24 protein-coding genes are annotated in these 26126 nt (G+C 41.0%); 10 read left to right on the plus strand and 14 right to left on the minus strand.

Annotated elements, in window-relative coordinates; genetic code table 11:
* Positions 1-49 precede the first annotated feature (49 nt).
* Genes ACK4HU_RS06395 through ACK4HU_RS06405 form a run of 3 tightly spaced genes read right to left on the minus strand, consistent with a single transcriptional unit; the run spans position 50 to position 3246 of the window.
* Complete coding sequence (locus tag ACK4HU_RS06395; protein ID WP_409804470.1) at positions 50-1432, minus strand: adenylate/guanylate cyclase domain-containing protein; 1383 nt, start codon at positions 1430-1432, stop codon at positions 50-52.
* A gap of 6 nt (positions 1433-1438) precedes the next feature.
* Positions 1439-2677 carry an FIST N-terminal domain-containing protein gene (locus tag ACK4HU_RS06400; RefSeq protein ID WP_409804472.1) on the minus strand — a complete coding sequence of 413 codons (1239 nt, stop codon included), beginning with the start codon at positions 2675-2677 and terminating at the stop codon, positions 1439-1441.
* 2 nt (positions 2678-2679) lie between these two features.
* Positions 2680-3246 (minus strand): OsmC family protein, encoded by a 567-nt coding sequence (locus ACK4HU_RS06405; RefSeq protein WP_409804474.1) that lies wholly within the window; start codon positions 3244-3246, stop codon positions 2680-2682.
* A 138-nt stretch (positions 3247-3384) separates the two neighbouring features.
* Between ACK4HU_RS06405 and ACK4HU_RS06410 the strand changes: the two genes are divergently transcribed.
* Together ACK4HU_RS06410 and ACK4HU_RS06415 are read left to right on the plus strand one after the other, a co-directional pair.
* Entirely contained in the window at positions 3385-5085 is a 1701-nt protein-coding gene (locus ACK4HU_RS06410) for a ferritin-like domain-containing protein (RefSeq protein WP_409804477.1), read from the plus strand.
* Positions 5086-5091: 6 nt separating this feature from the next.
* Positions 5092-6126 carry a hypothetical protein gene (locus ACK4HU_RS06415; RefSeq protein WP_409804480.1) on the plus strand — a complete coding sequence of 345 codons (1035 nt, stop codon included), beginning with the start codon at positions 5092-5094 and terminating at the stop codon, positions 6124-6126.
* A gap of 223 nt (positions 6127-6349) precedes the next feature.
* Here ACK4HU_RS06415 and ACK4HU_RS06420 read toward each other — a convergent pair whose 3' ends face one another.
* From ACK4HU_RS06420 to lysA, 5 genes are all read right to left on the minus strand, one after another.
* Positions 6350-7879 carry a cryptochrome/photolyase family protein gene (locus ACK4HU_RS06420; RefSeq protein ID WP_409804482.1) on the minus strand — a complete coding sequence of 510 codons (1530 nt, stop codon included), beginning with the start codon at positions 7877-7879 and terminating at the stop codon, positions 6350-6352.
* A 56-nt stretch (positions 7880-7935) separates the two neighbouring features.
* Positions 7936-8976, minus strand: coding sequence for a type IX secretion system membrane protein PorP/SprF (locus tag ACK4HU_RS06425; protein WP_409804485.1), 1041 nt, complete (start codon positions 8974-8976; stop codon positions 7936-7938).
* Between the two features lie 3 nt (positions 8977-8979).
* Positions 8980-11064, minus strand: coding sequence for a gliding motility-associated C-terminal domain-containing protein (locus ACK4HU_RS06430; RefSeq protein WP_409804488.1), 2085 nt, complete (start codon positions 11062-11064; stop codon positions 8980-8982).
* A 375-nt stretch (positions 11065-11439) separates the two neighbouring features.
* Complete coding sequence (locus ACK4HU_RS06435) at positions 11440-12480, minus strand: type IX secretion system membrane protein PorP/SprF (RefSeq protein WP_409804490.1); 1041 nt, start codon at positions 12478-12480, stop codon at positions 11440-11442.
* Positions 12481-12698: 218 nt separating this feature from the next.
* Positions 12699-13922: a diaminopimelate decarboxylase gene (gene lysA / locus ACK4HU_RS06440; RefSeq protein ID WP_409804493.1), complete on the minus strand. Its 1224-nt coding sequence runs from the start codon at positions 13920-13922 to the stop codon at positions 12699-12701.
* A 219-nt stretch (positions 13923-14141) separates the two neighbouring features.
* Here lysA and ACK4HU_RS06445 point away from each other — a divergent pair, with 219 nt between their 5' ends.
* The gene (locus ACK4HU_RS06445; protein WP_409804495.1) at positions 14142-15845 is read left to right on the plus strand and encodes a sensor histidine kinase; all 1704 of its coding nucleotides are present in this window, start codon (positions 14142-14144) and stop codon (positions 15843-15845) included.
* The gene (locus ACK4HU_RS06450; protein ID WP_409804498.1) at positions 15842-16534 is read left to right on the plus strand and encodes a response regulator transcription factor; all 693 of its coding nucleotides are present in this window, start codon (positions 15842-15844) and stop codon (positions 16532-16534) included. The genes ACK4HU_RS06445 and ACK4HU_RS06450 overlap by 4 nt, the downstream gene beginning before the upstream one ends.
* A 267-nt stretch (positions 16535-16801) precedes the next feature.
* Here ACK4HU_RS06450 and ACK4HU_RS06455 read toward each other — a convergent pair whose 3' ends face one another.
* From ACK4HU_RS06455 to ACK4HU_RS06475, 5 genes are all read right to left on the minus strand, one after another.
* Positions 16802-18139 carry a zinc-dependent metalloprotease gene (locus ACK4HU_RS06455; protein WP_409804731.1) on the minus strand — a complete coding sequence of 446 codons (1338 nt, stop codon included), beginning with the start codon at positions 18137-18139 and terminating at the stop codon, positions 16802-16804.
* A gap of 21 nt (positions 18140-18160) precedes the next feature.
* Entirely contained in the window at positions 18161-18610 is a 450-nt protein-coding gene (locus ACK4HU_RS06460) for a hypothetical protein (protein ID WP_409804500.1), read from the minus strand.
* A 29-nt stretch (positions 18611-18639) separates the two neighbouring features.
* Positions 18640-19074, minus strand: a complete 435-nt coding sequence (locus ACK4HU_RS06465; protein WP_409804502.1) for a hypothetical protein — start codon at positions 19072-19074, stop codon at positions 18640-18642.
* A 400-nt stretch (positions 19075-19474) separates the two neighbouring features.
* Positions 19475-19696 (minus strand): addiction module protein, encoded by a 222-nt coding sequence (locus ACK4HU_RS06470; RefSeq protein WP_409804505.1) that lies wholly within the window; start codon positions 19694-19696, stop codon positions 19475-19477.
* 142 nt (positions 19697-19838) lie between these two features.
* Positions 19839-20849, minus strand: a complete 1011-nt coding sequence (locus ACK4HU_RS06475; protein ID WP_409804506.1) for a dipeptide epimerase — start codon at positions 20847-20849, stop codon at positions 19839-19841.
* An 87-nt stretch (positions 20850-20936) separates the two neighbouring features.
* Between ACK4HU_RS06475 and ACK4HU_RS06480 the strand changes: the two genes are divergently transcribed.
* From ACK4HU_RS06480 to rlmF, 5 genes are all read left to right on the plus strand, one after another.
* A complete protein-coding gene (locus ACK4HU_RS06480; protein WP_409804508.1) occupies positions 20937-22409 on the plus strand; it encodes a M14 family zinc carboxypeptidase in 1473 nt (490 codons plus the stop codon).
* 187 nt (positions 22410-22596) lie between these two features.
* Positions 22597-22788: a type II toxin-antitoxin system HicB family antitoxin gene (locus tag ACK4HU_RS06485; RefSeq protein WP_409804511.1), complete on the plus strand. Its 192-nt coding sequence runs from the start codon at positions 22597-22599 to the stop codon at positions 22786-22788.
* A gap of 85 nt (positions 22789-22873) precedes the next feature.
* Positions 22874-23605: an SIMPL domain-containing protein gene (locus ACK4HU_RS06490; RefSeq protein WP_409804512.1), complete on the plus strand. Its 732-nt coding sequence runs from the start codon at positions 22874-22876 to the stop codon at positions 23603-23605.
* Between the two features lie 37 nt (positions 23606-23642).
* The gene (locus ACK4HU_RS06495) at positions 23643-23993 is read left to right on the plus strand and encodes a type II toxin-antitoxin system HigA family antitoxin (protein ID WP_409804515.1); all 351 of its coding nucleotides are present in this window, start codon (positions 23643-23645) and stop codon (positions 23991-23993) included.
* 6 nt (positions 23994-23999) lie between these two features.
* Entirely contained in the window at positions 24000-24941 is a 942-nt protein-coding gene (rlmF, locus tag ACK4HU_RS06500; protein WP_409804517.1) for a 23S rRNA (adenine(1618)-N(6))-methyltransferase RlmF, read from the plus strand.
* 181 nt (positions 24942-25122) lie between these two features.
* Here rlmF and ACK4HU_RS06505 read toward each other — a convergent pair whose 3' ends face one another.
* Positions 25123-25536 carry an OsmC family protein gene (locus ACK4HU_RS06505; protein WP_409804519.1) on the minus strand — a complete coding sequence of 138 codons (414 nt, stop codon included), beginning with the start codon at positions 25534-25536 and terminating at the stop codon, positions 25123-25125.
* Between the two features lie 174 nt (positions 25537-25710).
* Between ACK4HU_RS06505 and ACK4HU_RS06510 the strand changes: the two genes are divergently transcribed.
* The gene (locus ACK4HU_RS06510) at positions 25711-26094 is read left to right on the plus strand and encodes a GxxExxY protein (protein ID WP_409804521.1); all 384 of its coding nucleotides are present in this window, start codon (positions 25711-25713) and stop codon (positions 26092-26094) included.
* Positions 26095-26126: the final 32 nt, after the last annotated feature.

Here is a 26126-nt window from a genome sequence, read left to right on the forward strand (position 1 = left end):
GAAGTCGAGGCCATTTTGATCTACTGGCAAAGAAGCGGATATCCAAATTCTATTTTTTCCGCTCTACATAATACATCAGAATTTCGCCTTTGTTTTTGGCGGCGATTTCCCCTCGTTCTTCGAAATCAAAATCCTCCTTGCACTTCATATAGGTGGAATGGGAAACGTTTACTTTGCCAGCGCTACTACCCTGTTCCATTCGTGCCGCGGTATTTACTGTGTCTCCCCAGATATCAAAGGAGAATTTCTTTAGCCCTACGACTCCAGCTACCACCGGGCCTGTATTGATGCCTATTCTTATTCTGAAGTATTGACGAAGATGTTCAGGTTTTTCTTTTCGGTATTCTTCGATGAAATCCCGGATTTCCAAACCCGCATGGATCACATCAGAGGCTGTACCACCTTCCCCGGTTACTCCACAGGCGCTCATGTGGGCATCACCGATGGTTTTGATTTTTTCAAGCCCATACTTTGTCGTGATCATATCAAAATACCTGAAACAATGGTCCAATTCAGCGACCAATTCCTCAGAGGAAATCTGCGATGAAAACTTGGTGAAATTCACAAAATCGGTGAACATTACTGTCGCGTTTTCCTGAAGTTTGGCTTTAGCAAAACCATTCTTTTTGAGTTCGTCGGCTGTTTCTTTTGGAAGGATATTTAGCAATAAATCCTCTGATCTTTTCTTTTCTCTGGATAGCTCCTGATTCCGAATCCGCAGATCTTTGGTTCGCTCTGCTACTCGTTTTTCCAACTCGTGATTATAAGCTTCAAGTTCTTTATTTGCTTTTTCGAGACTGGAATATAGAGAGGCATTTGCCAATCCTGCCTCTATAAATCCTCCGATGGCCACCAAGGTATCCATGTCGCCTTGATCAAGCGGAGGATAAAAGGGCCAAGCCTCCCTATCTCTTGCGCTTAGCATCCAACCCTCGATTTGACCTTGAATTCGAATGGGTATCGCGACGAAAAACTGAAGGAGAAAATTATTTCTGATCTGAATTGCAATAGAATTGGGCGTGCTTTTTTGGTTGAAAATGAAAGGTCGAGTTAGCGAGTCACCATCCAGCTTGAATTCTAGTTCCTTGGTCTGAATTTGTACCGACTCATCTTTGCTGTACCCCATCATCCATTTAGGAATAAATACAGTTGGGTTCTCCGGACTTTGCCAGAACACCAGTGTTTTATCCATCTTCAGGGTGGTAATGATTAGCTCGAGGGTGCTGGTAAAAAATTCCTTCTCGTAGATCTGTTGTCCAAAGACATCGTGCAAGTCCGAAAGAATAGTAAAACCGTTTTGCTTTTGATCAAGCTTTCGCTTAAGTAAAGATAGCTGGGCATCGCTTCGGATATTTTGTCCTGCGACTTCATCGGAGAGTCTTTTATAATACTCTACCTGTCTTTTTAGCTCCTCAATTTCCTCCTCATTCATCTGAGCCTAATTTTTTGCTTCGCTAAACAAACAAAATAACCCTGTCCAATCCAAGACTTGAAGTTCGCCGCCAATCATGGCCAATTCTCCCGCTTCATAAATTCCCAACAGCGGAAATTCTCCGTTGATAGCCTCTTGAACGTGCCGGATGTCCTCGTCCGTATTGTTGGAATAAGCAGCAGCCCTTCCGGAGCAATTGATGTACATCCCAAAAATTATTCGACGGTCCGATGCCTTAACTTTTTCAATCAGTTTTTTGGTCCTTACCGAGACATATTCCATCTCAAAGCTCCTTCGCATCAGTTGTACCTCCATCCCTTCTTCCAAATCCATCTCAGCCATATAGAGCCCTCGTGATTCTGTATCCACTCCCACGCACATCCGATTAATGTAATTTCCAGGATTATAATTCTCCCATTTATCTCCAATGTTTTTGCCTAGTGTGACAAAAAACTTGAGTTCCTGATAGTTGTCTCTAAGATCTTCTCCCAGAATTTCCCCCACTACATCGAGTGCAGGCTTGTGGTCTAACTCCAGAATATTTGCACCATTTATAGCGGTGACCTTGTGATATGCGCTGGCAGGATGACATCCGTGCATGATCTGGTAATCCATTTGGATATTGCCCGACATAATCAAGGCCATGGCAGCGTTTTGTGTCATTCGATCTCCCAGCCACTGTCGGGTAGGTTTGAATTTCATATCTCCCAAAAGTCTTGCTCCGACCACCTTGGGCCAAGTTCCGATGGTTTCATTCATGCCTTTAATAAAAGGCGTTCCATAATTCATTCGAAACTTGCCCTCCAGCCTGTTTACAGCATCAAATAACAAGAGCATTTGTGCAGGCTGCTTGTATTTCTTTTGCTGGATTTGTTGACCTAAGGCTTTTCCCGTTTCATATTCCTGAAAGGCAATGCCCTCTTGGATCAATAAATCAAACGTGATATCTGTTTTTCCCCAGACTCCAACTACGGTTTGATATCCATCATATCCGACTTGGTCATTGGTACAGGTTCCGTTGGCATAACCCCCAAAAAACTTGGTTTGGCTCCCAAGTTCTCTCTTTACCCCCTGAAAAAAATCATCAGGATCATGTCGGGAGGTACAAAATAAAAAGCAAAGCTGAACTTCCTCGCTAGAAAGTTCAGCTTGCCTTAAAGCCTCTGATACAGCATAATTGCCTGCCTTCAGTGAATTGGAAGATTCAGAAAATCCTACCCCAAAAGAAGAGCGTTGGGTTGTCATTTTTATTCCTCGACTACCACTTCGGTTGTGACTCGCAGCGGAAGCTCGATGGTGTTTTTGATCGGAGATTTTTTGTCCAGTGTTTCTTTTGATTTGATGAGCTGGTCGACGTTTGCACCATTCTTACCTTTGAGCGTCACCTTATAGTGAAGATCCAATGGCCCACTTGGCTTACTTCTATCAAGGCCAAGTACTCCGTGAATATCAAAGTTGACAAGCACTTCAACATTGATTTTTTCGAGTTCTGTCCCGAAAAGTGCCGCATTGGTGGCAATCCCTGCTGTAAGGCAACCACAAAGTGCCGAAGCCAAGTATTCGACAGGATTTGGATATTCGTCCTTACCTCCTAAAACCGCCGGTTCATCGACGATCAAATTGAAATTCCGCTCTGGCCCGAACATGTTTTGGCCATTGGAAAACATTTCAGAAATCGTCACTTTGGCTTGCGTGCCGCCGTTCCATTCTGACTGTGCTTTAAACTGAACTTTTGCTACGTTGGGGTCTTTTTGGATAGCTCCTACAAGTTGCTCGATGTTGTCGAGGATCACCCCGTTTTTGATGTTTGGCATTTGAGAAAAAATTTTAGGTTAGATGATAAAATATTTCATTCCAAGATAGGCAAAATCCAAACTAGCCCAAATAAATCATTACTTTTAAAATGCTGATTTTCTTAAAGATCGGAAACTATTTAATCAAATTTTTCTAACATGTCCACCAAAACGCTCCCCAAAATTGTGCCTGATGAAGAATTGCATCAACTGCTGCAAAACCTCGATGAATCAGGTAAAAGTGAATTGATCCAATTAATCATGGATCTGCTAAAGCAAGCAAGTACGACAGAGCATTTGCTTGCAATGCAGTACTTGTTCACCTGCTTTAGTATTAAAAAGTATCCCGAGGAATTTTCGGATTATCTTCCCAATCCTGACCCAAATGATGCGAAGCAGATTCGAATCAATCAAATCAGGATGGCCCAGATCGAAAAATTGCGACGCTGGGAGGCAAATATCCTGATGGTCGCCCGAGAAGAGATGACACACCTGACTTATGTGATGAATCTGCTTGCTATTTTGGACAAAGAACCGTTTCTGTTCAGACCAAATTTTCCAGTTCCGGCTGAGACTTTTCCTTTGCAAAAACCGGTTAATCTGATGCCCTTTGGGCAGTTTGCCTTGGAGATTTTTAGGTATTGGGAAAAGCCGGATCACCTTCCCGTGCCCGATCCATTAATTGGGAATAAGATTCCTAAAAAAATCCAGGCACTTTTCACCATTCCACATCCTAAAGTGGAAACGTACAAACCCTTTGAGTCTCAGGAAAAAGCCTTGACCTTCCTTAAGGAATTTCTAAAGGATGCGCATGATCCCGCTAAACTCAGTCAACTGACTGCCCCATTGGAAAATGGCACTTATTTTAAAAGTATTGAGGAACTGTATACGTTTATTCGTGCCCTGATGCTTGTTTCCCTGAAATACAAAATCATTGAGGGGAAAAATATGGAGCGGATCGTGGACGAACACTATGGGTTTAATATTAACTTGAATCCTTTGGTTCTGGGTAAATACGAGGATTACGTCGAGGAAGCAATAAATCAGATTATCGAAGAAGGTGAAGGCGTTTGGGGTGTTCCTCCGGCCTTGGGAAGTCATTTTTGGGTCTTCCAATCGGTTTTGGATGAGGTGCAAAAAGAAGTGCTGGAAACTGGATTGCCATTTGAACCAAGCTTACCTGTCGCCTGGAATCCAAGCTATGGGGTTCAAAGCAATCGACATTTGATTAAGCAACGAGCTGGAATGCCAAGAGCCGCAGTCACCAAAATCGACAATCAAGTATCGGTAGCAGCTATGAAGCTTTTTGACCAAGCCTACAATACCATGGTCAGAATGCTTAGCGGATTTTTTGCCAACTATGAAATCGATCAAACTACAGGAATTCACCCACCGGAGGTCAATGCTTATTTCCAAACCGCATTTTATCCATTTATGACCAATATCATTCGTCCCTTGGGTGAGTTGATCTGTAGACTTCCCGCCAATGAAAGCTATCAGCCGATACCTGGCAAAGTCCCCGATCTCTGTGCTGGTCCAGATTTTTTATTCAATATTGAACAAATAAATCAACAGGCTCAAATGAAGGTCACTCAGGAGTTTTCCTCGCTTGATCCTTATTTGAAGGCTTTTTCGGAGATGTCCGCAAAAGCAGTGGAAATTGGCCTTGTCTGCAAAAACCGCAAGTATCATGTTGCTTATTTTCAGCAACCTGATGCAAGGGATTTTGATGTTTGTTTCAACTACCTGGCTGAGAATTTTGAACGGATAGGTAAAAATTTCGAAGCGTACTGGAAAGGTCAAATGGTAGCTCCCATTTCTTCCAAAGGATTCCAAAACTATTCTTCCACTTTTAATTGATCTGATATGCCTACTTTAAGTATTTCTTTTGAAGGATATTGGTTGTGCAGACTGGCTACCGATCCAGACCCATCTATTGAGCAACGAGGTGTCAGTGGTTTTACATTTGCAGTAGCAGGGGAGACGCTGCTCGAACCCTCCATTTGGACCCAGGAGTCAGATGTAAAAAATGCCTACGGTCTCAAAGACCCTGACTTCATCGATCCCTTAGCCTGTGATCCCAGATTCAATATCAAAAATATCCGAGAAGCTTCACCTGATCGAGAGCACTATAATACCCGGGGGATTGGGATAAAAGTGAGTAAGGTCGAGGTTGATGGATTTCAGGATTCCGCTTTGGAAGCAAAGCTTATGGGTGGCCCTTGTCGGTTTGTAAATCGGCCTGCATCCAATGGGCCTTTTCGAGGGCCAATTTTTGAAGGAAGAAACCAAATCACCTCCGATGGAGATCCCGACCGATTTTCTGTAAATCCTTTTGTTTTCACTATTTCTACACCAGGTAATGAAAGCAAAACGGTGCTTTCACGCTTTGATCCCATGGACTTTGACAACCCTGATTTCCAGCTTTACAAGATTTTCCCAAATGAAAAAGTAGACCGAAGACTTCCTACCCAGCGATTTGCACTTTCTACAGAGGGACTGCAGCAGATCGGAGTGGATCCGGATAATTTGAATTCTTACTTCACCAATCGGATGAATTGGCTCCAAGGAAAAATTGTAGAAGCAGAGGCTATTGGAAAACTAGCCTTGGCAGAAGCGTATCGATCCAGATTATTTGGTGTAAACTTTTTCACCCAAGCAACGGGTCCCACCGTTTTGGCAAACCGCCTTCTAAGCCGGATTCCGCTCAGGCAATTGTATCAGCATACCATTCGCGGAAATGCAGGAATGACTCCAGCTCCAATTGTTGATTCAGATTTCTTCGCGCCTTACCAAATAGACACCGAAAAGGAATGGGAGATCCTTTATTATATGGGACAGTATGATGGAGATTTGATGACTGGATATTGCTCAGGGACGCTTGATATTCCTTTGAAATAAAAAGAATCTAGATAAACTCTAGTTTGAGGATGATACCAAACCTTCATTTGAACTATGTGGACTTGTCCGAAGTGTGATAGAGATCTGCTTCGAGAAAATCATTGGCATATTTGTGTCAAAGCAGATTTGGATTCACTTTAGAACTCTTATGATTTTTTGTGATAGAATAAATGATGCTGGCTGGCGGAGGATTTCAAAATTCAGGAAGTTGAAAACATAAGATTTACAAATCATTTATTTGCTCCAAGTATAACTCTGCCTGTTTGAGGAGTTCCGTTTTGTTATTCATCTTATCCCAGGTTCTGTAAGCCATTCCAATCCGCGGATTTTTCTCGAGTTTTTCGCGATTTCGGTCGTAAAAGTGCCAATACAAGCTATTGAATGGACAAGCCCCATGACCTGTTTTTTTATTGGAATCATAGGCACAGCCGGTGCAGTAGTTTCCTTGTTTTTTGATGTAGTTGGCTGAGGACACATAAGGTTTGGTGCCTACGATGCCTCCATCAGCAAATTGGCTCATTCCACGGGTGTTTGTGATTTCGACCCATTCAATCGCATCGATGTATATGCCGAGGTACCATTGATCCACTTCATCTGGATGGATTCCTGCCAAAAGGGCGAAGTTGCCAGTGACCATCAGTCGCTGGATGTGGTGTGCATAAGCAAGATCTAAGGACTGGCCGATGGCTTGACTAAGGCAATTCATTTTGGTCTTTCCGGTCCAAAACCATTCAGGAAGTTTTCGATCGTGTCCAAAGAAGTTCATTTCTCCAAACTCAGGCATCTTCGCCCAGTAAACGCCTCGCATGTATTCTCTCCAACCGATGATCTGTCGGATAAATCCTTCCACTTGGGCGATTGAAATCTGATCCTGATGCTGATACCAGTATTTTTCCACCGTTTGAACGACTTCTAATGGAGAAATCATTTTCGAATTCATCGAAAAACTCAAGCGGGAATGGAATAAATAGGGATCCCAAGTGGTCAGTGCGTCTTGATACAGACCAAAGGTGGGTAGTAAATTTTCGCAGAAATAGGCTAAAACTTCGAGGCTTTCTGCTCTGGAGGTTGGCCAAGGAAATTTTTCTGTATCAACACTTCCTATGGTTTTCACGCCGGATTTTTTGAGCAGGGCAACGATCTCGCTTACATCTTTTGGTCGGATGAGGGCCTTTTTGAGGATTTTTTTATCCTTCAGAGCCCCTCGATTGTCATGGTCATAGTTCCATTGTCCTGTTAAGGGTTCTTTCCCATCCATGAGAATGTCGTACTTCCTTCTCATCTCTCGATAGAAAGTCTCCATCAAGTAGGTCTTTTTCCCTTTGAAAAAATCCTTCAGAAAATCCCGTGAAGTCAAGAAGTGCTCTGAATCGATAAATGAGGAAGGAACTGGAAGCTTTTCACAAATGTCTTTTAAGATTTTATCCAATCGGTATTCATCCGGAAGCTGGTATTCGAAGCGTGTAAAATCTTCTTTTGAAATCAAAAAGTCCAATTGATCTCTGAGGTTTTGCCGATTCTCTGAATGATCCAGTGTGAAATACAACACTTGATGTCCGGCAGATTTCAATTCTTCTGAGAAATTTCGCATCCCAAGAAAAAAGCCAACTACTTTCTGAATGTGATGAGGGACATAATCTGTCTCCTGACGCATTTCCATCATGAGGTAGGTGACAGATTCATCTACCTTTTGAAACCAACTGTGCTGATAATTTAGCTGATCTCCCAGGATCAGACGGAGTGTTTTGGCCATAAAAAAGGACTTTACCAAAGTAAAGCCCTTTTTGAAACCCATTGTTTATGAAAAAATTAATATTTAAAGCATGGCATAGATGAAGTTCTTCCGGCACCTTTAGCGGATCCTGCCAGAAAGCTATATCTGAGGGATATTTCATTCGCTCCGCCGGTATTTCCATTCCCTAAAGATGAGATAGTGAAGTCATGGCTGAAACCTACGTCAAGGCCATTTCCAAGAGAAATACCTACCAAGGCAATGATTGATTCATGATTGGCTTGAGTGACTTCAGAAACAGGAATTCCTCTATACCAGACGCCTAAGACGAGAGGCTGAATATTTACTTGTGCACCAAAATCCAGTTGGGTGAAAGGGCCTTGGTTTTTGTAATTGAAAGCTAAAGTCAAATCTTTTGAACCGCTACGGTCATTCATAAAACTCTGGGAAGAGCCACCTGATAAGTCAATTCTATAGCCTCCATGAGCGGAGAATTTAACTGGCAATTCACTGATTTGCCCGTCCACGAAAGACATATTGGGTCGGGTGATATGATGTGCTGATATTCCAAACCATAATTTTTCATTGTTGAATACCATTCCAACGCTGTAATCTACAAACTGATGTCTGAAATCAGCACCTAAGTTTTCTCCTGAAAAGCTTCCCACGGCACCTGTCTGATCGTCGATCTGACTTCCAAAGATCAAATTGCCAAAGTATACATCGCGATCCATGTAACTGACTTGGCCTCCAAATCTGAGGAAGGAGCGAAAGCCCAATCTTGCACGATAGGAATAGGTAGCGCCTATTTCAGTGACACTGAGATTAGCCATGCTTTGCTCGGACCGGTTAAAAACTACGCCGATACCACTGTTAATATTAAACAGGTAGTGATCCAAGTGCGCAGAATACGAAGTAAATGACTGGTCCAAGCCGGGCCATTGATTTCGATAATTCACCCCAATGCGGGTCATCTCACTCGCCCCAGTCATTGCCGGGTTGAGGTAAAGGGGATTCGCATAAAACTGGGAATATTGAACATCCTGCGCTTTTAGGCTTTGTGTTGTCCAACAAAGGGACAATATCACAAGTGTGATGAGGGTAGATGATTTTCTCATATCCTATCTGATAAGGGTGATGCCACCAGAACGATTGACCAATTGTCCGTCTCGGGTAGTGAAGGTGATTCGATATAAATAGTTGCCGGCAGGTACCAGCTGACCTCTGTAGGTCCCATCCCAACCTATACTTTCAAGGCTATTGGTGATGTAGAGCTTTTCTCCCCAGGTGTTGAAGACTTCCATTTGGAAGGAGGAAATAGCTCTAAGTTTGGGGAAAAACGTATCATTAAGACCATCGCCATTTGGTGTGAATGCATTAGGGATGGTAATGAATTCGGTAGGAGTAGTGACCTGAATTTTGTTTTTTTCTACGGAAGAGCAACCAAATACATCATAGCCGATCAGGTTTACTTCGTATTCGCCGGCTTTTGAGAATATGTGGATTGGGTCTTTTTCAGTGGATTTATTTCCGTCTCCAAACTCCCATTCCCAAGCAATGAATTCTGGAGAGATTTCACTTTCAAAAAGAATCTCTTCTTCTACCATTACCTCAGGTTCTGAGGTGATGGTAAGTTTTCTGTACTGGAAATCCAGTCTACCTCCTTGTGTGTTTTGGAGAGGGAAATCCACTTTTGATTCAGTTTCCACACTGCAACCCAATGCATCAGTCACGGTAGCTTTTAGGATACCGGATTTGCTGAAGTTTATTTCCCGTGAGGAAGAGGTGCTCGTGTTCCATTTAATTGTGTAAGGTTCTCTACCTCCTTGTATTGAAACCCATGCTACACCTGTTGCTTTGCCTGATACACAATCCACATCCAGAGCAGTTTCGATCCGAGCTTGGATTTTTGTTGACTCTTCAACAATTACTGGTACAGAGATGGAACATCCACTTTCGTCCGAGACGGAAATGGTGTACGTGCCAGCCATTAGGTCCTTTCTTTGGGTAAGTCCTTCTTTCCCGTCAGACCATGTTATTTTAAATGCACCCTTGGCACCGGAGATTTTCAGTGAGACACCTCCATCGCTTTGTCCTGAGCAGGATACCGGAAGGTTTTCCAAAATTTCAAGAGAAAGGCTTGAGGAATTGGTCAACGAGAATTGTTTTTCTACTGAGCAACCTAAGGCATCTTTTACAGTTACTGCATAACTTCCCACACCGAGTTCAATTGCTTTGGCGGAGGTTTGACCGTTACTCCAAAGGAAGGTAAATGGTGCTTTACCACCTTTTGGGAGGACTTCTATTTCCCCGGTGTTTGAACCTTCGCAATTAGGCTGGGATACTTTAGAATCTAATTCTAAGGAAGCCGGCCCGTTCAGTTTGTAAGTAGACTGGAAGCTGCATCCTTTAGTATCTTTTACAAGTACTTGGTAATCTCCTGCAGGAATATTTGTGAGATCCTTTGTTGTGGCACCGTTACTCCATGAGTATGTGTAAGGAGCATTTCCTCCGGTGACATTAAGAAGTATACTTCCTGATGAGGAGGATTCGCAGGATGGGTTTTGGCTATTGGATGAGACATTTATACCTTCTGCAGCTGATTTGATATCGAAAGTGATGCTTACATCACAGTTATATTTGTCTGCAACGACTACAGTGTAAGTGCCAGGAGCCAAATTATTAGCTTCCCATACATCCTTCAAGCCATTGCTCCAAGTTACTTTATAAGGAGGACTATCGGCCTCGTAGTCATTTCGGCCTATTTTTACACTTACTTTGGCATAGCCGTCTTTTCCTGATCCGCAGGCAGCATCTTTTTTATCTACGGGATTAAGAATCAGAGGAAATGGAGGCTGAACAATAATTCTCTCAATATGCTCGCTTCCTTCAGCATCGGTAATATTTACCGTGTAAGTACCAGCATTTAGATTGACTCTGTTTTGGGTTGTTTCGTTAGTATTCCATCTAAATTTATAGGGGGGTTTACCTCCCGTCACATTCAAATTAATACTTCCTCTTTCACTATGAGAGCAAAGTGCAAGTTTTCCGCTGACAGCCACATGAATAGATCCATAACCATGGACTCTTTGGTTTTCACGGCTTGGAATATTAAAGGCAAATTGAGACCAGGCACAATAATTGATCGTCATACCGAGCACCAGTAAAAGAATCTTTGCACCTGCTATTTTATTTAACCCTTCCATTTTTGCACTTCGTAAACCTTATTAACACTTTTGGACTTAAATTTTTGCCTTACAAAATCCTTTTTGTGTATTTCATTTTTAAGAATAATATTTTTTGTAAGTCATATACAACAAAATGATATTCTTTAAAAACGTTGATTTAATGAAAATTAGAAGCTAAAAATTCTATTTTCCAAGTGTGGTGAATTACGATGTAAATGAAATGGCAGCCTTAGAAAAGTCTAACTTTTCTTTAAAATGTCTTATAATTAAAAAAACTGTTTAGGTGATACTTTTTTTAGGATGTGAAATGAAAAAAGGCCTTCAAAAAAGGACTTAAATATTTTTTAAAATAATTTGGAATTTTTTCCGTTGGGCAAATTTTTGGCTTAAAAATCAGTACCTAAAGCACGGAATCACTCTGGATCTTTGGTTTCTTGACTTGGGATCACCCCATAAAAAAGTATATCTAAGAGAAATTTCATGTGCGCCACCGCTGTTTCTTTGCCCTAATTTAGAGGTAGTGATATCATAGGAGTAACCGATATCCAGTCCTGAATCGAGCGCAACACCTACCAACGCTATAAAAGCTTCATTATTTGGAAGGTTGTTTTTCATAGGTAGTCCACGGTACCAAAGACCAAGAACTAAAGGTTGCAAAAATAATTGGGCACCGACATCCAATTGGCTAAAAGGATCTTGTTCCTTATAATTAAATGCAAATGCGAGCGATCGTTCCTGATAGGCATGTGTGAAATAGTCCCGACCACCAGGTGCCAAATTTATTTTATACCCTCCCTGAAGTGATACTTTCATGGGAAGTACGCTTGTCTGATCGTCCACAAACGAAATATTCGGTTCTGAAAGATGATGTGCTGAGGCTCCCAGCCAAAACTTATCATTGTAAAACATCCCACCTACAGCATAATCAACGAACGAATGTCGGCTGTCTATGGGTACCCCATTGAGTTCATCCGTAATGCCCCCCACGGTTCCATTGACAATATCGATCATGGAACCGAATACCAAGTCAGAGAAGAAGGCATCCCGCTGCATATAGCTAACCTGTCCACCCACCCGAAAGAAGAATTTATCACTAAATCTAACTCGATATGAATAGCTTAGGCCGATTTCATTGGTTGACAAATTTGCTAAGGTTTCTTGATTTCCATTGAAAATCAACCCTATACCACTATTGTAATCAAAAATATAGTGGTCTATATAAGCTGAATAGGAATTGAAACTGTGATCCAAACCCGGCCATTGATTTCGATAATTGACTCCAACTCGTGTTAGTTCGGAAGCGCCGGTAAGAGCAGGGTTGAGATAAAGTGGAGCTGCGTAAAATTGAGAATATTGCACATCCTGAGCACTCAGGGAATTTGCACCCAAGAGCCCTATCAATACTATCAATATCCCAATAAATTTCCTCAGCATAAACTATCCATCAACCACGAAACAAAGTTATAACCATTAGTTTATCCATGATTGAATTTTATTAAAAGAGACGATGAAACTACCAGGGCTTAGGATTGAGGCTAGCAATCTTATGGTTTCATTCTTTACCAAGAAACGAATGAAAAGTACTTTTCGCTTCTTAGCTTTAACCTTTTGTCAATAATTATACCAAAGGCGTAATAAAAGGCTTTTTAGCTTTAGAAATCGAGGATTTCCTGGTTCCTGATTAAGTCCTCAAATAGTTCACGTCTTCGAATCTGATAAGCCTTTCCCTCCCAAATTAAAATCTCTGCAGGTCTCAGCCTGGAGTTGTAATTTGAAGCCATGCTATATCCATAAGCCCCGGCATTTTTGATCACCAACAGATCCCCTGCTTTTACTTCATTTAGTTCCCTGTGTGCAGCAATCGTGTCCGTCTCACAGATATATCCAACAATATTGTATTTGCCTTTTTTACCCTCAGAATTGCTCAAATTGTAAACACCGTGGTAGGCATCATACATCATGGGGCGAATGAGATGGTTGAGACCAGTATCCACACCGACAAACGTAACTGTGGTTGATTCTTTCACTAGGTTGGTTTTAACCAAAAGGTACCCCGCTTCACTCACAAGAAATTTCCCCGGTTCTATCCACAATTCCAGCTGTCGACCATACCGCTTACAGAATTCCTGAAATGCTTCCCCTACTTTTTTTCCCACTTCCATCACATCAGTAGCGATGTCGTTAGGCTTATAGGCTACTTTAAATCCACCCCCAAAGTCAAGAAACTTTAATCCAGAAAATTGAATCGCCGCCTCAAAAAGCACATTTCCACCTTGCAAAAACACTTCGGCATCCAAAATATCCGAACCTGTGTGAATGTGAAGACCTACTATCTGCAAGTTGTATTTTGATACTTTTTCTAGGATTAGAGGCAGTTGCTCAATGGAAATTCCAAATTTACTTTCCTTGTGACCGGTAGATATTTTTAGATTTCCTCCCGCCATGATATGAGGATTGATTCGGATGCAAGCAGGAACAGAATCCCCATAAACTTTACCAAACTCCTCCATGAGCGGAAGACTGTCCAGATTGATCATGATTCCAAGGTCCACAGCTTCCCTGATTTCTTCAAATCCCACGCCGCTTGGAGTGTACATAATTCCCTCAGCCGGATGTCCTGCCATCAGACCCAACTTTACTTCCTCAATTGACACGGCATCGACTCCCGCCCCTGCCTTTCGGATAAGCTTTAGGATACTGATATTAGACAGAGCCTTTGTGGCATACTTGATTCTCAAAGGAACAGCAGAAAATGCCTCCTGAAGAGTTTTGACCTGATTGGTGATTTTTTCACCATCATAAATATATAGTGGGGTTCCAAATTCGTCTGCCAAAGCAGCGAACGATACACCTTGGATGTGCGAGGGATTTTGCACTGTGAATAGGTTTTTAAGATTTGAGGCCGCAAGTTACCTATTCAAAAAAAAAGGAAGGCTAGAACCCTCCCTTTTTTTGGATTTAGTGTAATTAAGAAAATATAAATGGTAACTGTATGCCTGCTTCTGTTGTTCAAAAATGCGGAATCCTGAAAAAACACCTGAGTTAAAACATGTTAACAGTTACTACTAGCCTGTGAATCACAATAAATTTGTGAAATGTCAAAAGGCAACATCACCCTCATTGTAGTTCTGATGTCCCTCGCAAGCTTCGGCCTGATGGGATTTCAATATTATTGGGTGAGAAATGCGGTGAGGATCAATCAGGAGCGCTTTGACCAAAATGTCCTACAGGTGCTATCCAGCACTATTGCTGAACTTGAAAAAGAAGAAACCAGCAATGTTTTGCTCAGCCAATTAATGCAGGATTCTGCACTCCAACAGACGATTTTTAAGAAAATTGATCCCATAGAACTTCAGTTACAAACCTCGCCAAGGTATACTCGCCCATCTGTGATAGACACGATGTTGGCATTACCGGCACCACAGGTCAGTGAAACTTTCCGTCGGATGATGTCAGTCCGTGGAGTAGACATCTCCGAATTGGAAAACTTTTTTACGTTCATGACCCCGGAGATTGCATCCTCGATGTTTACCCCTGATGAAATGGAAGTCCTTCTTCAAGAAAAGGAACGACAGCTGGAATATATCAGCAAGAGTCAAGGCTTTCTACAGCGCAGGAGACAAAGTAGGTCAGAATATTTAGAATTCAGAACAGAGATAAATCTCTCGGATGATGCCTTGGATAAAATTCTGAAAACCAATCTCAAAATTGAATTAATGAATCAGGCATTTGCAGAATTGGCAGAGGGTCATCAAGCAATTTTGGATCGCTTGGATACAGGAAGTGTCAAACAGATGCTTAGAAAGCGATTGCTTGAAAAGGGGATTTCTGAGGATTTTGAACTGGGCTTGTTGAATGACAAAGAAGAAATAGTTTCGATTGGCCAAGTGACTGATGTCCTGAGACTAAAAACTTACGGAGTACAAGCCAAGCTTTTTCCAAATGATATTTTGGGAAAAGACCATTTCCTTTTTATTTTTTTCCCTGAAAAAAACAATCACGTCATCCGACAAGTCTGGCTTCCAATCGTTAGTTCTATAGTCTTTATTTTTGTGATTATTTTTTGCTTTATCTATGCGATCAAAGTCATAATTCGCCAAAAGGAGCTTTCTAAAATCAAGAATGACTTCATCAACAATATGACCCACGAATTCAAGACACCGCTTGCTACGGTAAGTCTTGCTGTGGAGGCACTTCAGGATCCGGAATTGTCAAATCAGGATAAATTTCGAACCCGGTATTTGGGGATCATTAAAGATGAAAATAAACGCTTGGTTTCTCAGGTTGAGAAAGTTCTTCAGGCAGCAGCATTGGATAAAAAGGACTTCCAACTGAAAATCGAACCGATCAATTTGACCGAGTTACTTGAAAGTAACGTAGAGCATATTTGCTTGCAGGTGGAGAATAGAGGGGGTAAAATCAATTTCATCAACAAACTTCGGGATGGGGAAATTGAAGGAGATGCATTTCACCTCACACACATTTTTAACAATTTGCTGGACAACGCCAATAAGTATTCCAAGGAAAATCCACTGATCCGCGTGGAGGCTTGGGAGGAAGGAGATCAGGTCCTAGTAAGTATTCAGGATCAAGGAATCGGATTAAATAAAGAAGCAATAAAAAAGATTTTTGATAAATTCTATCGGGTTCCTACCGGAAATGTTCACGATGTCAAAGGCTTTGGCCTCGGGCTTTCCTATGTTAAAACCATGGTGGAGGCCCATAAAGGAGAAATCCATGTGCAATCAGAACCCGGAAAAGGAAGTACCTTCACCATTAACCTACCCAAAAAACAATGAGCAAGGCCAAATTATTAGTCGTAGAAGATGACCCAAACTTGGGTGATATCTTAAAGGAATATCTTGAAATGAAAGGCTACGAACCCACACTATGCAGAGATGGGGAAGAAGGCTGGAATAAATTCAAAAAAGACAAATATGATCTCTGCTTGCTTGATATCATGATGCCAAAAAAGGACGGTTTCACCCTTGCTAAAGAAATCAAGAAAGTGCAGGAAAACCTTCCCATTCTCTTTTTGACTGCAAAAAATCAAAAAGACGACATCATCGAAGGCTTGAAAATCGGTGCGGATGATTACCTCACCAAGCCATTTTCGATGGAGGAGTTGCTATTGAGGATCACTGCGATTCTCCGCCGAACTCAAAAGTCAACCGAAATATCAGCGCTGAAAACGTACACATTTGGCGACTTTGTGCTCCACTACGATGAGCAGTTTATCGAAGGGCCGGAAGGAAGACATAAGCTTACCTCTAAGGAGAATGAGCTGATCCGACTTTTAGCCTCGGAGATCAATAAGTTGGTTAACCGAAGTCATGCACTTAAGCAGATTTGGGGCGACGATAGCTACTTCAATGCACGATCAATGGATGTGTACCTCAGCAAAATCCGAAAAATCCTCAAAGACGACCCCAAAGTACAGATCATCACGATTCATGGAGAAGGGTTTAAGTTGATTGTGGGAGAATAATTGCATGATAAAATTGGCTCAACTCATTGGATTTAGGACATTTTATTGTGAAACCCAAAATAAAAAGGTTACAAGTGTGATGAAATTATCTTAAAGTCATTCCTATTCTATTATTTTTGTCGTTTAATTATTGACATAATCTAGCTCAGATTATTAAAAATTAGGTAATTAAGATTTAGTTCTTCTATATAAGAAGAATGTGAGTTAGAGTTCTGCATAAAAGTTTTGCCAAACAAATTTTCTCACAAGCTTTTTAAAGGATATATACTATCTTTCAATCCTGATTTGCTTTCTAATAATTTTTTCTTGGTAATAAATATGTAAGTAATAGAAACCTTCCTTTAGATGACGGACAACAAAAGTTGTCTTTGGAAATGATGTGGTTTGTGAGTATAGCTCTTTTCCTGCATCATCATATAGTTTTATTTCATAAGGAAAATCAGAATTTTCTTTTACCTCCTCCTCCTTCTCATTTTCCATCATAACTGTAATTTCTTCGGAAACGGGATTTGGGAAGATTGAGAAACCAATTCCTCCACCAATTCCGCAAGAAGGATCATAAAAGCATTGGCAATAATAGCCATCCGTATATGATGACATGGTTTGGCTAGTGGTACACACACCATCTGAAATAGTTAAAGTAATATTAAAGTACTCTGGATTATTACTCAAAACTGATGTGATATGAGAACCATTGGAAGTGAGCCATACATTCGAATTATCTACAGACCAACTATAAGTTACACCTGGTATTTGTTGAGTGGAATAAAAAGGATTTGCAGTACACGGATCTTGACCTGGCGGACTGTAAATAATCTGAGGTTTACCGACCCAGACATTTTTAGTAATTTCCACCTCTCCACAATCGTTCGTAATTGTAAATGTCAAAGTGGCTTGGCCTGAAGTAGATGAGTTTGCCGGTGTCAGATTTGCCGAACTTCCTGAGCCAGAAGTATTTCCTGAAAAAAGCCTAAAACCATCTACCGTCCAGCTAACAGTGCTGGAAATTGGGACATTTTGTAATGTAAAATTACTTGATGAACAAAGGAGATCTGGACCTGTAATCGTAATGCCATTAGGGGCATCAATGAAACTGTTTCGAACGCCTCCTGGTGAAAATACAGACCTCATACGGTTTCTCTGCCCCTGAGTAAATATATTCATACAGATATCATCGGTATAATCCATATAATTCATAAACATATCATCGCTCCCACACGATGAAGTTGGATGGATTGGACAATCTTCACTAAACCATTCCTGAACGGGTGTATCGCTTACCAAATCATTCCCGCATACGGCATCCCCCCAAATATGACGAAGATTTAGCCAATGCCCAACTTCATGAGTTGCTGTTCTACCAAGATCATAAGGTGCCAATACAAACCCTATTGTCCCAAAAGAACTTGTATTTATAACTACACCGTCGGTTGTTGGTTTTGAAGCAAACTGATCTGGAAATTGTGCATATCCTAGAGCAGGGCCGGTTAAATTAGCCACCCATATATTCAAATACCTCTCAGCTGGCCATGCAGTGGAACCGTTTGCACCAAGTTTAATTCCTGTAGCTGTTTCATTTATCGTACCATCTTGGGAAAAAACAATTGTATATTCCGATGCTCCAAACTATCTTATTACTCCATCGGACGGATTTCCATCGGGGTCAATACATGCAAGATAGAATTCGATCTCTGTATCTGCGGCCACAGGCAGGAACTCAGCGGGGGTATTTGCAGCATCTGTATTTAAGCGTCTAAAATCTTCATTTAGCACCTCAATTTGGGATTCTATCTGAGCTAAGCTAATATTAAGACCATTTCCAATTGGTTCGCCGTTATGTAAAACATGAACCACTACAGGTATCCTTATTATAGCTGGAATACTTCGCAAATTGTTTAAGTCACCTGCTTCAAGATTAAGCTTTACATGTTCCTCAATCTGTAGAATTCTTTGATAACGGTCTGGATCATATTTTTGTATATTGTCCAAATTTAGAATACTTGCACACTTTTCTTGCGCATTTCCGAACAGGTAGAAGCAAAACAACACCAAAACAGATAAAAATAGTTTTTTCATATCTAAAATATAAATTATGTTAAAACAATCTAATTCCGAATATAATAGCTCGCATCACCAAATGCAGGATTGGATAAAATTAAAGTATCGGCTTTAAATGATAAAACCATTCTAGAACCTGTTTCGATAAACAATAACTCAAAAGAGTTTTCAGAGGCTTCAAATCGATATTCTGAACTTTGGACTACGATTTCGTTTTCAAGAATCCGAAGGATTCTGTCACTTTGGAAAATAAATTGTTTGGTTAATCCCTCAGTTTCAGGAGATTTAACTAAGATCCCTGGCCGAGCCGGAATGATGGTTTTTTCCCAATCCCATTCCCCCACGATGAAAGTGTATAAATCATCCAGTTTTTTTACTTCATTCGTAGGCTCCTCATTCTGACATCCTACTATCATTGGAGTGAGCAAAAATACGGACATAATAAAAATAAATCCTGATTTGACAATCGCAAAATTTTTCATATTAACTTTCTGTTTTATAGCTATTTAATTTAAAAACGATAGTAGAACCAGAAACGCTTCATTATCAAACTTAATTTTTTAACTTTAAAAATCCAATCATTTAACTAAATATGAATTGGAAAATTTAGCTTCTAAAAAAATAATTTTTCTGAAGCATGATATTTGGTTCTTAAATCCTCTAATTAAAAATGAAATCTACTAAACATTTTTTAATGCCCGCAAATCTGTTTGCAGCTGGGATCTTTGCTCATAGATAGAAGATGATCTGTTAGGAGAGCCAGGTTTCCTCAGATTTCGAAAAAATAAAAAAATCAAACTAAAATTACTAAACTCTATTACAACTTTTGTTTGTCGCGTCAAGCAGTTTGAAAAATTAAGTTCTGATCTTGGATTAAATGATTTAAGAATTCATTCGATCTTTCACTTTTTCCCATGACGAAAAATTAATTTCCCCGCGCTCATATTTTTCCAATCTCTGGTCCAATTCCAAAAGCTGTTCTTCAGATAATTCTAAATTCTCTTCTTTAGAATCTCTAATAAATTGGATCTTTTTCAGAAGTGATTCATCTTGAATTTGGGCTAACCATTGAATCAAGTCTAATTTTAGTGCAGCTACATCCATCTTTTCTATTTTATTTCAAGTTAACGAAAATCAATCTTGATGGATGGTGTAGTAATAGGAAAAAATCAAACCTCACCTTCCAACTTACCGACTTCCATTCTCCCAAACCTCCCTACTTCCCTACCTCCCTACTTCCACTCCCTCAAACCAACTCCGCACCAATGCCCGGCCCTTCTGGGAAAGTCACTTTTTCGGGAGTAATCGTCACACCTTTTGCGGGATCTTTGGTCAGGAGCATCGCTCCGTCCATATCTACATAATCCAAAAGTGGAGCGATATGAGCTATAGCCGTGATACCCACAGAGGATTCGGTCATGCAACCGACCATCGTTTTCATGCCCAGTGATTTGGCTTCATGGATCATTCGGAGTCCGGGTGAAATTCCTCCGGCTTTGACCAATTTGACATTGATGGCGTGAAAAAGGCCATGGCATTTTTTCACGTCGCTTTCTACGATGCAGCTTTCATCCGCCATCACTGGAAGCTTGGAATACTTGAAAACCTCCTTCATTCCTTCCAAATCGTCTTTTCCCAGCGGTTGCTCCATGAATTCTACTCCGAGTTTGGCCAGTTCTTCAGAGTTTCGTATCGCTTGATCAGCGGACCAAGCACAATTGGCATCGATTCTGAAAATTGAGTTGGTGTGCTTTCGGAGTTCCCGGACGATTGCCAAATCGTTATCAGTTCCTAACTTGATTTTGTAGATCGGCCAGTCCACTTCCTTCATTTTGGAAACCATTTTTTCTATTGTATCAATTCCGATGGTGAAATTGGTGGTGGGAATTTTTGCAGGATTCAGGCCAAGGTATTCGTAGAGTTTTTTGCCTTGCTTTTTTGTGAAAAGATCCCAAGCTGCCATATCCAGTGCGCATTGGGCAAATGGATTTTCCTTGAAAACTTCACGCCCCAATTCCCACAGCTCTTGGGGACTGTTCCAGTTTCCGGATTCGACAACAGGCCGAAATCGTTCAAGTACCGTTGTCATATTCTCTATCGTCATCCCGTAGAAAGGATTAGTGGTCGATTCCCCAAATCCATAGACTCCATTTTCCTCCAATTTCACGATCAAGGTATCCTGAATGTCCCTGCTTTGGTGGGCTATGGTAAAGGTATGTTTGAGCGGAAGATCGAAGACCTGATAGCTTAATTGCATGGCATGATTTTTAGAGCTTTGGCAAAAATAAGCCAAATTATTTCCTACTAATGGCTAGTTTTAAAATTGAAAGATCTGCCTTATCTCATGAAAATCAAATTCACCTTAACTCTCCTTCTGTTCCTTATTTTTTCACTCAACCATGAGCTTTTTGCCCAGGTCGCCTATTCAAAAATTCCGATTGATCGACTAGAATCGGCTTATGAAAAGTATAAAGAGTCTGCCATCACAGATCGCCGATTTAAGCATGCTGACCTTCAGCCTTTGATCCAAAAGCACTCAGATGAATTCAAAATCGAGAACTTAGGAGAATCTGTAGAAGGAAAAAGTGTGACAAGTATGAGTTGGGGCAATGGACAAACCAAAGTGATGCTTTGGTCACAGATGCACGGAAACGAAAGCACAGCTACGATGTCCCTTTTTGATCTTTTCAATTTTCTGGAGGGGAAAAATGACGGACATGATGAGCTCCGAGACCTTTTGAAAAATCAAATCAACTTGAAATTTATCCCAATGATCAATCCTGACGGAGCAGATGCTTTCAAGCGGAGGAATGCCCTGGATATCGACTTGAATCGGGATGCGATTTCTCAGATTTCTCCCGAGGCGGTGATTTTGAAGAAAGCGAGGGATGATTTTGAGCCTGAATTTGGCTTTAACCTGCATGATCAGCAGATCTACTACAATGTGGCCAATACCCCAAAGCAAGCGACGATTTCGCTTTTGGCGCCAGCCTACAATTATGAGACAGAAATCAACGAAGTTAGGGGACGTGCGATGCAGACCATCGCTGGAATGAATGAATTGCTTCAAGAACTCATTCCGGGTCAAGTAGGAAAATACGATGATGCATTCGAGCCAAGAGCATTTGGAGACAACATCCAAAAATGGGGTACGAGCACGATCTTGATCGAATCCGGAGGATACTTGGGGGATCCTGAGAAGCAGTATATCCGCAAAATCAACTTCATGATCATCCTCAATGCCCTGCATCAGATTGCGACCAAAGGCTATGAGCAATACACCACCGAGCAATATTTCGCCATTCCTGATAATGGCTTTCAGTTGATGGATTTGATCATCAACGAAATGCAAGTGAAAGTCAATGAAAAGTGGTTTCCTTTGGATTTAGCCATCCGAAGAAGAGAGTCAGAGAATGCTTCCGGATATTTTATGAGTGGATTGGTGGAGGATGTTGGAGATATGCAGGTTTTCTTCGGGTTTGAAACCTTGGATGCCACCGGGCTTCAATACACCGAGGGGAAGGTTTGCCCGACCGCCTTTGAAAGTGCGGACAAAATTTCTGGGGCAGAAGCGATGGATTTGCTCCGACAGGGTTTTCTGGGCGTGAAAGTCAAAAATGGAGAAGCTAGAGCAGTTCATGGACTGCCTATTTTGGTATTGAAAACTACAGAAAAGTATGCTGGAGGTTGGACCACGGGTTCAGTTCCCAACTTCTTTTTAGCCAAAGAAGGAGCCTTGAAATATGCCGTAATCAATGGCTATTTGATTGATTTGGAAAATCCCAAGAAGCAGGAATTTCGGAATCGGGTTTATTAAAGAATCGTGATCTAATCTATTTAAATTGTATCAGCAAACGTCCACTTATATGTTTACAATTCGGGTTTGATGGTGAAATTAGGGCAACTTACCCTTTTTAAAGGGGGTTGGGGGGATTTGTTTTTGTTGACTATGAACTTTGAGATAAATAGCAGAATCTTCTACATAAAAATATTTACTTTTAAACATGATGCAATTCCAATTGATTGTAGAAAAAACCAAAACAGGATTTTCGGCCTATTCACCAGATTTTCCTGTGTTTACCACAGGAGGTTCGAAGGATGAATTGCTTGAGAATGCGGTGGAGGCATTTAATCTGTGGTTTGAGGATGAGGGACAAGTCCTTGGTATCGACCAAATCAAACTCATCTTTAATTAAAGTTAAAAGCCACTAACTAGGTCGGTTTTTTGCAAAGATCTCTTTGTAAATTGAGGTAATTTCCATTCATTTTTCTCTAATTATTATGAAAAGAAACCTTTCATCTCTGATTTTTGCAATTGCCATCGTAATTGCAGCAGCGGTACTTGCCAACTCTGTTATCAACAGAAACCGCCCCCAAGGCACCATCAATGTGACAGGACTTGGAGAGCAGAATTTTACTTCCGACTTAGTCGTTTGGGAGGGGAATTTTTCAAGAGAGAGTAAAGATCTCAAGGAGGCCTATGCAAGCTTGGAATCAGACCGAACCGCCGTCACCAACTACCTGAAGTCTAAAGGAATTCCCGCAGAGCAACTGGTATTCAATGCGGTCAGCACCAATCCAGTCTATCAACAAAATTATACTGCAAATGGTAATTATGCCGGGCAGACGTTTCAAGGATATCAACTCAGCCAAACTTTGGTTATTGAATCCAAGGAGGTAGAAAAAGTCGAAAAGATTAGTAGAGAAATCACCGAACTACTCAATCAAGGGATCACATTTTACTCCCAAGCTCCACGATACTATTACACCCAACTTGAATCACTTAAGCTTGAAATGATCGCCAAAGCAACTGAGGACGGAAGAATCCGCGCCGAGCGGATTGCGGAAAACGCCAAATCAGACCTCGGAGATCTGATCACTGCAAACATGGGGATTTTCCAGATCACGGGTCAAAATTCAGGAGAAGATTATTCCTGGGGTGGCACTTTCAACACTTCCGCCAAAAATAAAACTGCATCGATTACGATGAAGCTGAGTTTTGAGGTTGACTGAGTTACCATTTCGGGAACTTTTTACTACATTTCTTTCAATGAAACCAATTCATACCGAAGCCGAATACGAGTCTTCACTTTTGCGAGCTGAAGAATTGTTTGAATCAAAAAGAGGGACAGCCGAAGGGGATGAACTAGAGGTGTTGTTGATTTTGATTGATAAATATGAAAGGGATAATTACCCCATTGAATTGCCAGATCCAATTGAAGCGATAAAGTTTAGAATGGATCAACTTCAAATTAAGCCAAAGGACTTGGCTGAATTAATTGGTTATAAAAGTCGTGTTAGTGAGATATTGAATAGAAAAAGAAAATTGACTTTAGATATGATTCGGAAACTTCATCACGCTTTGAATATACCGACGGAGGTTTTGGTACAAGAGTATTAAGGCAAAGTGAAAGAAGAATTCTCACTCCACCCCCGCAATATCCACCAAGGACGGTACGACTTAGAAGTCCTTTCTGAGACTTCTCAGGATTTGAAAGAATACATTTTCATCAACGAGTTCGGGAGTCTTACCCTTGACTTTTCAAATCCCAAAGCAATAAAATCCCTCAACAGTGCCCTTCTGAAACATTTTTATCAAGTAGAGTTTTGGGACATTCCAGCTGGATTTCTTTGTCCGCCTATTCCGGGGCGGGCGGATTACATTCATTACCTGGCGGATTTATTGGCAGAAAGCAATGCTGGGAAAATCCCAAAGGAACCAAAAATCAAAGTTTTGGATATCGGGACGGGAGCTAATTTGATTTATCCACTTTTGGGTTCGGCGATATACGACTGGAGTTTTGTGGGTTCTGAGCTAAATCCATTGGCGATTCAATCTGCTCAAAAGATCATTGACCTTAACCCTGCCTTCCATGGAAAAATTGAACTTCGGACTCAAGCCGATCCTTTAAAAATCTTCACTGAAATCATCCATTCGGACGAGTTTTTTGATCTGACAATTTGCAATCCACCATTTCACGAGTCAGCCGAAGCGGCCCAAGAAGGAAGCAAAAGAAAGGTGAAAAATTTAACCGGAAAGTCCGTTTCCAAAGTGCAACTGAACTTTGGTGGTCAAGCGGCTGAACTCTGGACTGAAGGTGGAGAACTTGAATTTATCCGGAAAATGATCCAGGAGAGCACGAAATTCAAGAATCAGGTATTTTGGTTTACGACTTTGGTTTCCAAATCCGAGAACTTGAAATCGATAAATCGTCAACTAGAAATGGCTGGAGTTACTTTTCAAAAAACCATTGATATGGCTCAGGGCAGTAAGCAAAGTCGATTTGTAGCGTGGACTTTTTTGACAGGAAAGCAGAGAAAAGCTTGGAAGGAATTCCGTTGGAAGTAAAAGAAAATGAGGCGGTTTCAAAAGCTTTTCAGCATAAGGCTGAGTTTGAAAAATTGCCGGTTTTAAAATTTGGAACATGGCTGTTGTCACTCTGAGCGAAGTCGAAGAGTCCTCGACTCCGCTCGGACTGACACATTATTTGTGCCCATCGCCGTGGTCTGTGTCCTCACAAACCACTTTTTTATGCGTTTAGCGTGTATTCTACACTTATTTCCATATTCAATGCTTTGGAGATCGGGCAGTTTTCCTCTGCATCTTTTACTTGCTTCGCAAATTCCTCTTCGGAGATTCCTTCTACTTGAGCTTTCAATACCAAATGAGATTTTGTTAAGGCTCCGTCTTCAAAAGTGATGTTGGAAGTCACGTCCAGTTCTTTTGGCGGAAACTTAACTTCGGTTAAGTTAAAGCTCAATTTCATCGCAAAACATCCCGCATGAGCTGATGCAATTAATTCTTCAGGATTGGTTCCTACCCCTTCTTCAAATCTGGATTTGAATGAGTATTGGGTTTTGTCGAGGACAGTGCTGTCGGTGGTTAAGTGGCCTTTGCCTTCCTTTCCAGTTCCGCTCCAAACGGCAGTTGCTTTTCTGATCATGGTATTAAAGAGTTTTAGGTTAAAATATATGATTACAAGGTTTTTTTGAGGCTTTAAGTTTCTTGATTTATAAAGTTCCCGCAGATGACCGCAGAAAAGGACGCAGATTTCCACAGATCTATCAAAATCAGCGGGCATTTTTTTTAAGTAACTAGAAAATTATTATTTTAATTTATGCACGAGAATGAAATCACATTTTTGATCCGAGGTGCAATTTTTAAAGTGTACAACACCCTCGGTCCTGGTCTTCTTGAATCCAGCTATGAAGCAGCAGTGGGATATGAACTTATCAAATCAGGGCTTTTGGTTGAGCATCAAGTAGGACTTCCTCTAATTTATGAGGAGCTCAAATTAGATGTAGGGTATCGGATAGATTTGTTGATAGAGAAAAAAGTAATTGTTGAAATCAAGTCTGTAGAAACTCTTGCTGAAGTCCATTATAAACAAATTGTGACTTACTTAAGATTATCAGGGATAAAAGTTGGGCTACTTGTTAATTTCAATACGGCGGATATTTTGAAATCAATTCATAGAAGAGTAAATGATTTTAAAGATTAAGGATTTATTTCCCGCAGATACTCGCAGAAAAA

Source organism: Algoriphagus sp., assembly GCF_046296635.1.
Classification (GTDB): domain Bacteria; phylum Bacteroidota; class Bacteroidia; order Cytophagales; family Cyclobacteriaceae; genus Algoriphagus.

Excerpts from the sequence above, each read along its gene's own strand:
- ACK4HU_RS06395 (WP_409804470.1), bottom strand. The coding sequence starts at position 1,432 with ATGAATGAGGAGGAAATTGAGGAGCTAAAAAGACAGGTAGAGTATTAT.
- ACK4HU_RS06400 (WP_409804472.1), bottom strand. The coding sequence starts at position 2,677 with ATGACAACCCAACGCTCTTCTTTTGGGGTAGGATTTTCTGAATCTTCC.
- ACK4HU_RS06405 (WP_409804474.1), bottom strand. The coding sequence starts at position 3,246 with ATGCCAAACATCAAAAACGGGGTGATCCTCGACAACATCGAGCAACTT.
- ACK4HU_RS06410 (WP_409804477.1), top strand. The coding sequence starts at position 3,385 with ATGTCCACCAAAACGCTCCCCAAAATTGTGCCTGATGAAGAATTGCAT.
- ACK4HU_RS06415 (WP_409804480.1), top strand. The coding sequence starts at position 5,092 with ATGCCTACTTTAAGTATTTCTTTTGAAGGATATTGGTTGTGCAGACTG.
- ACK4HU_RS06420 (WP_409804482.1), bottom strand. The coding sequence starts at position 7,879 with ATGGCCAAAACACTCCGTCTGATCCTGGGAGATCAGCTAAATTATCAG.
- ACK4HU_RS06425 (WP_409804485.1), bottom strand. The coding sequence starts at position 8,976 with ATGAGAAAATCATCTACCCTCATCACACTTGTGATATTGTCCCTTTGT.
- ACK4HU_RS06430 (WP_409804488.1), bottom strand. The coding sequence starts at position 11,064 with ATGGAAGGGTTAAATAAAATAGCAGGTGCAAAGATTCTTTTACTGGTG.
- ACK4HU_RS06435 (WP_409804490.1), bottom strand. The coding sequence starts at position 12,480 with ATGCTGAGGAAATTTATTGGGATATTGATAGTATTGATAGGGCTCTTG.
- ACK4HU_RS06445 (WP_409804495.1), top strand. The coding sequence starts at position 14,142 with ATGTCAAAAGGCAACATCACCCTCATTGTAGTTCTGATGTCCCTCGCA.
- ACK4HU_RS06450 (WP_409804498.1), top strand. The coding sequence starts at position 15,842 with ATGAGCAAGGCCAAATTATTAGTCGTAGAAGATGACCCAAACTTGGGT.
- ACK4HU_RS06460 (WP_409804500.1), bottom strand. The coding sequence starts at position 18,610 with ATGAAAAAACTATTTTTATCTGTTTTGGTGTTGTTTTGCTTCTACCTG.
- ACK4HU_RS06465 (WP_409804502.1), bottom strand. The coding sequence starts at position 19,074 with ATGAAAAATTTTGCGATTGTCAAATCAGGATTTATTTTTATTATGTCC.
- ACK4HU_RS06470 (WP_409804505.1), bottom strand. The coding sequence starts at position 19,696 with ATGGATGTAGCTGCACTAAAATTAGACTTGATTCAATGGTTAGCCCAA.
- ACK4HU_RS06475 (WP_409804506.1), bottom strand. The coding sequence starts at position 20,849 with ATGCAATTAAGCTATCAGGTCTTCGATCTTCCGCTCAAACATACCTTT.
- ACK4HU_RS06480 (WP_409804508.1), top strand. The coding sequence starts at position 20,937 with ATGAAAATCAAATTCACCTTAACTCTCCTTCTGTTCCTTATTTTTTCA.
- ACK4HU_RS06485 (WP_409804511.1), top strand. The coding sequence starts at position 22,597 with ATGATGCAATTCCAATTGATTGTAGAAAAAACCAAAACAGGATTTTCG.
- ACK4HU_RS06490 (WP_409804512.1), top strand. The coding sequence starts at position 22,874 with ATGAAAAGAAACCTTTCATCTCTGATTTTTGCAATTGCCATCGTAATT.
- ACK4HU_RS06495 (WP_409804515.1), top strand. The coding sequence starts at position 23,643 with ATGAAACCAATTCATACCGAAGCCGAATACGAGTCTTCACTTTTGCGA.
- ACK4HU_RS06505 (WP_409804519.1), bottom strand. The coding sequence starts at position 25,536 with ATGATCAGAAAAGCAACTGCCGTTTGGAGCGGAACTGGAAAGGAAGGC.
- ACK4HU_RS06510 (WP_409804521.1), top strand. The coding sequence starts at position 25,711 with ATGCACGAGAATGAAATCACATTTTTGATCCGAGGTGCAATTTTTAAA.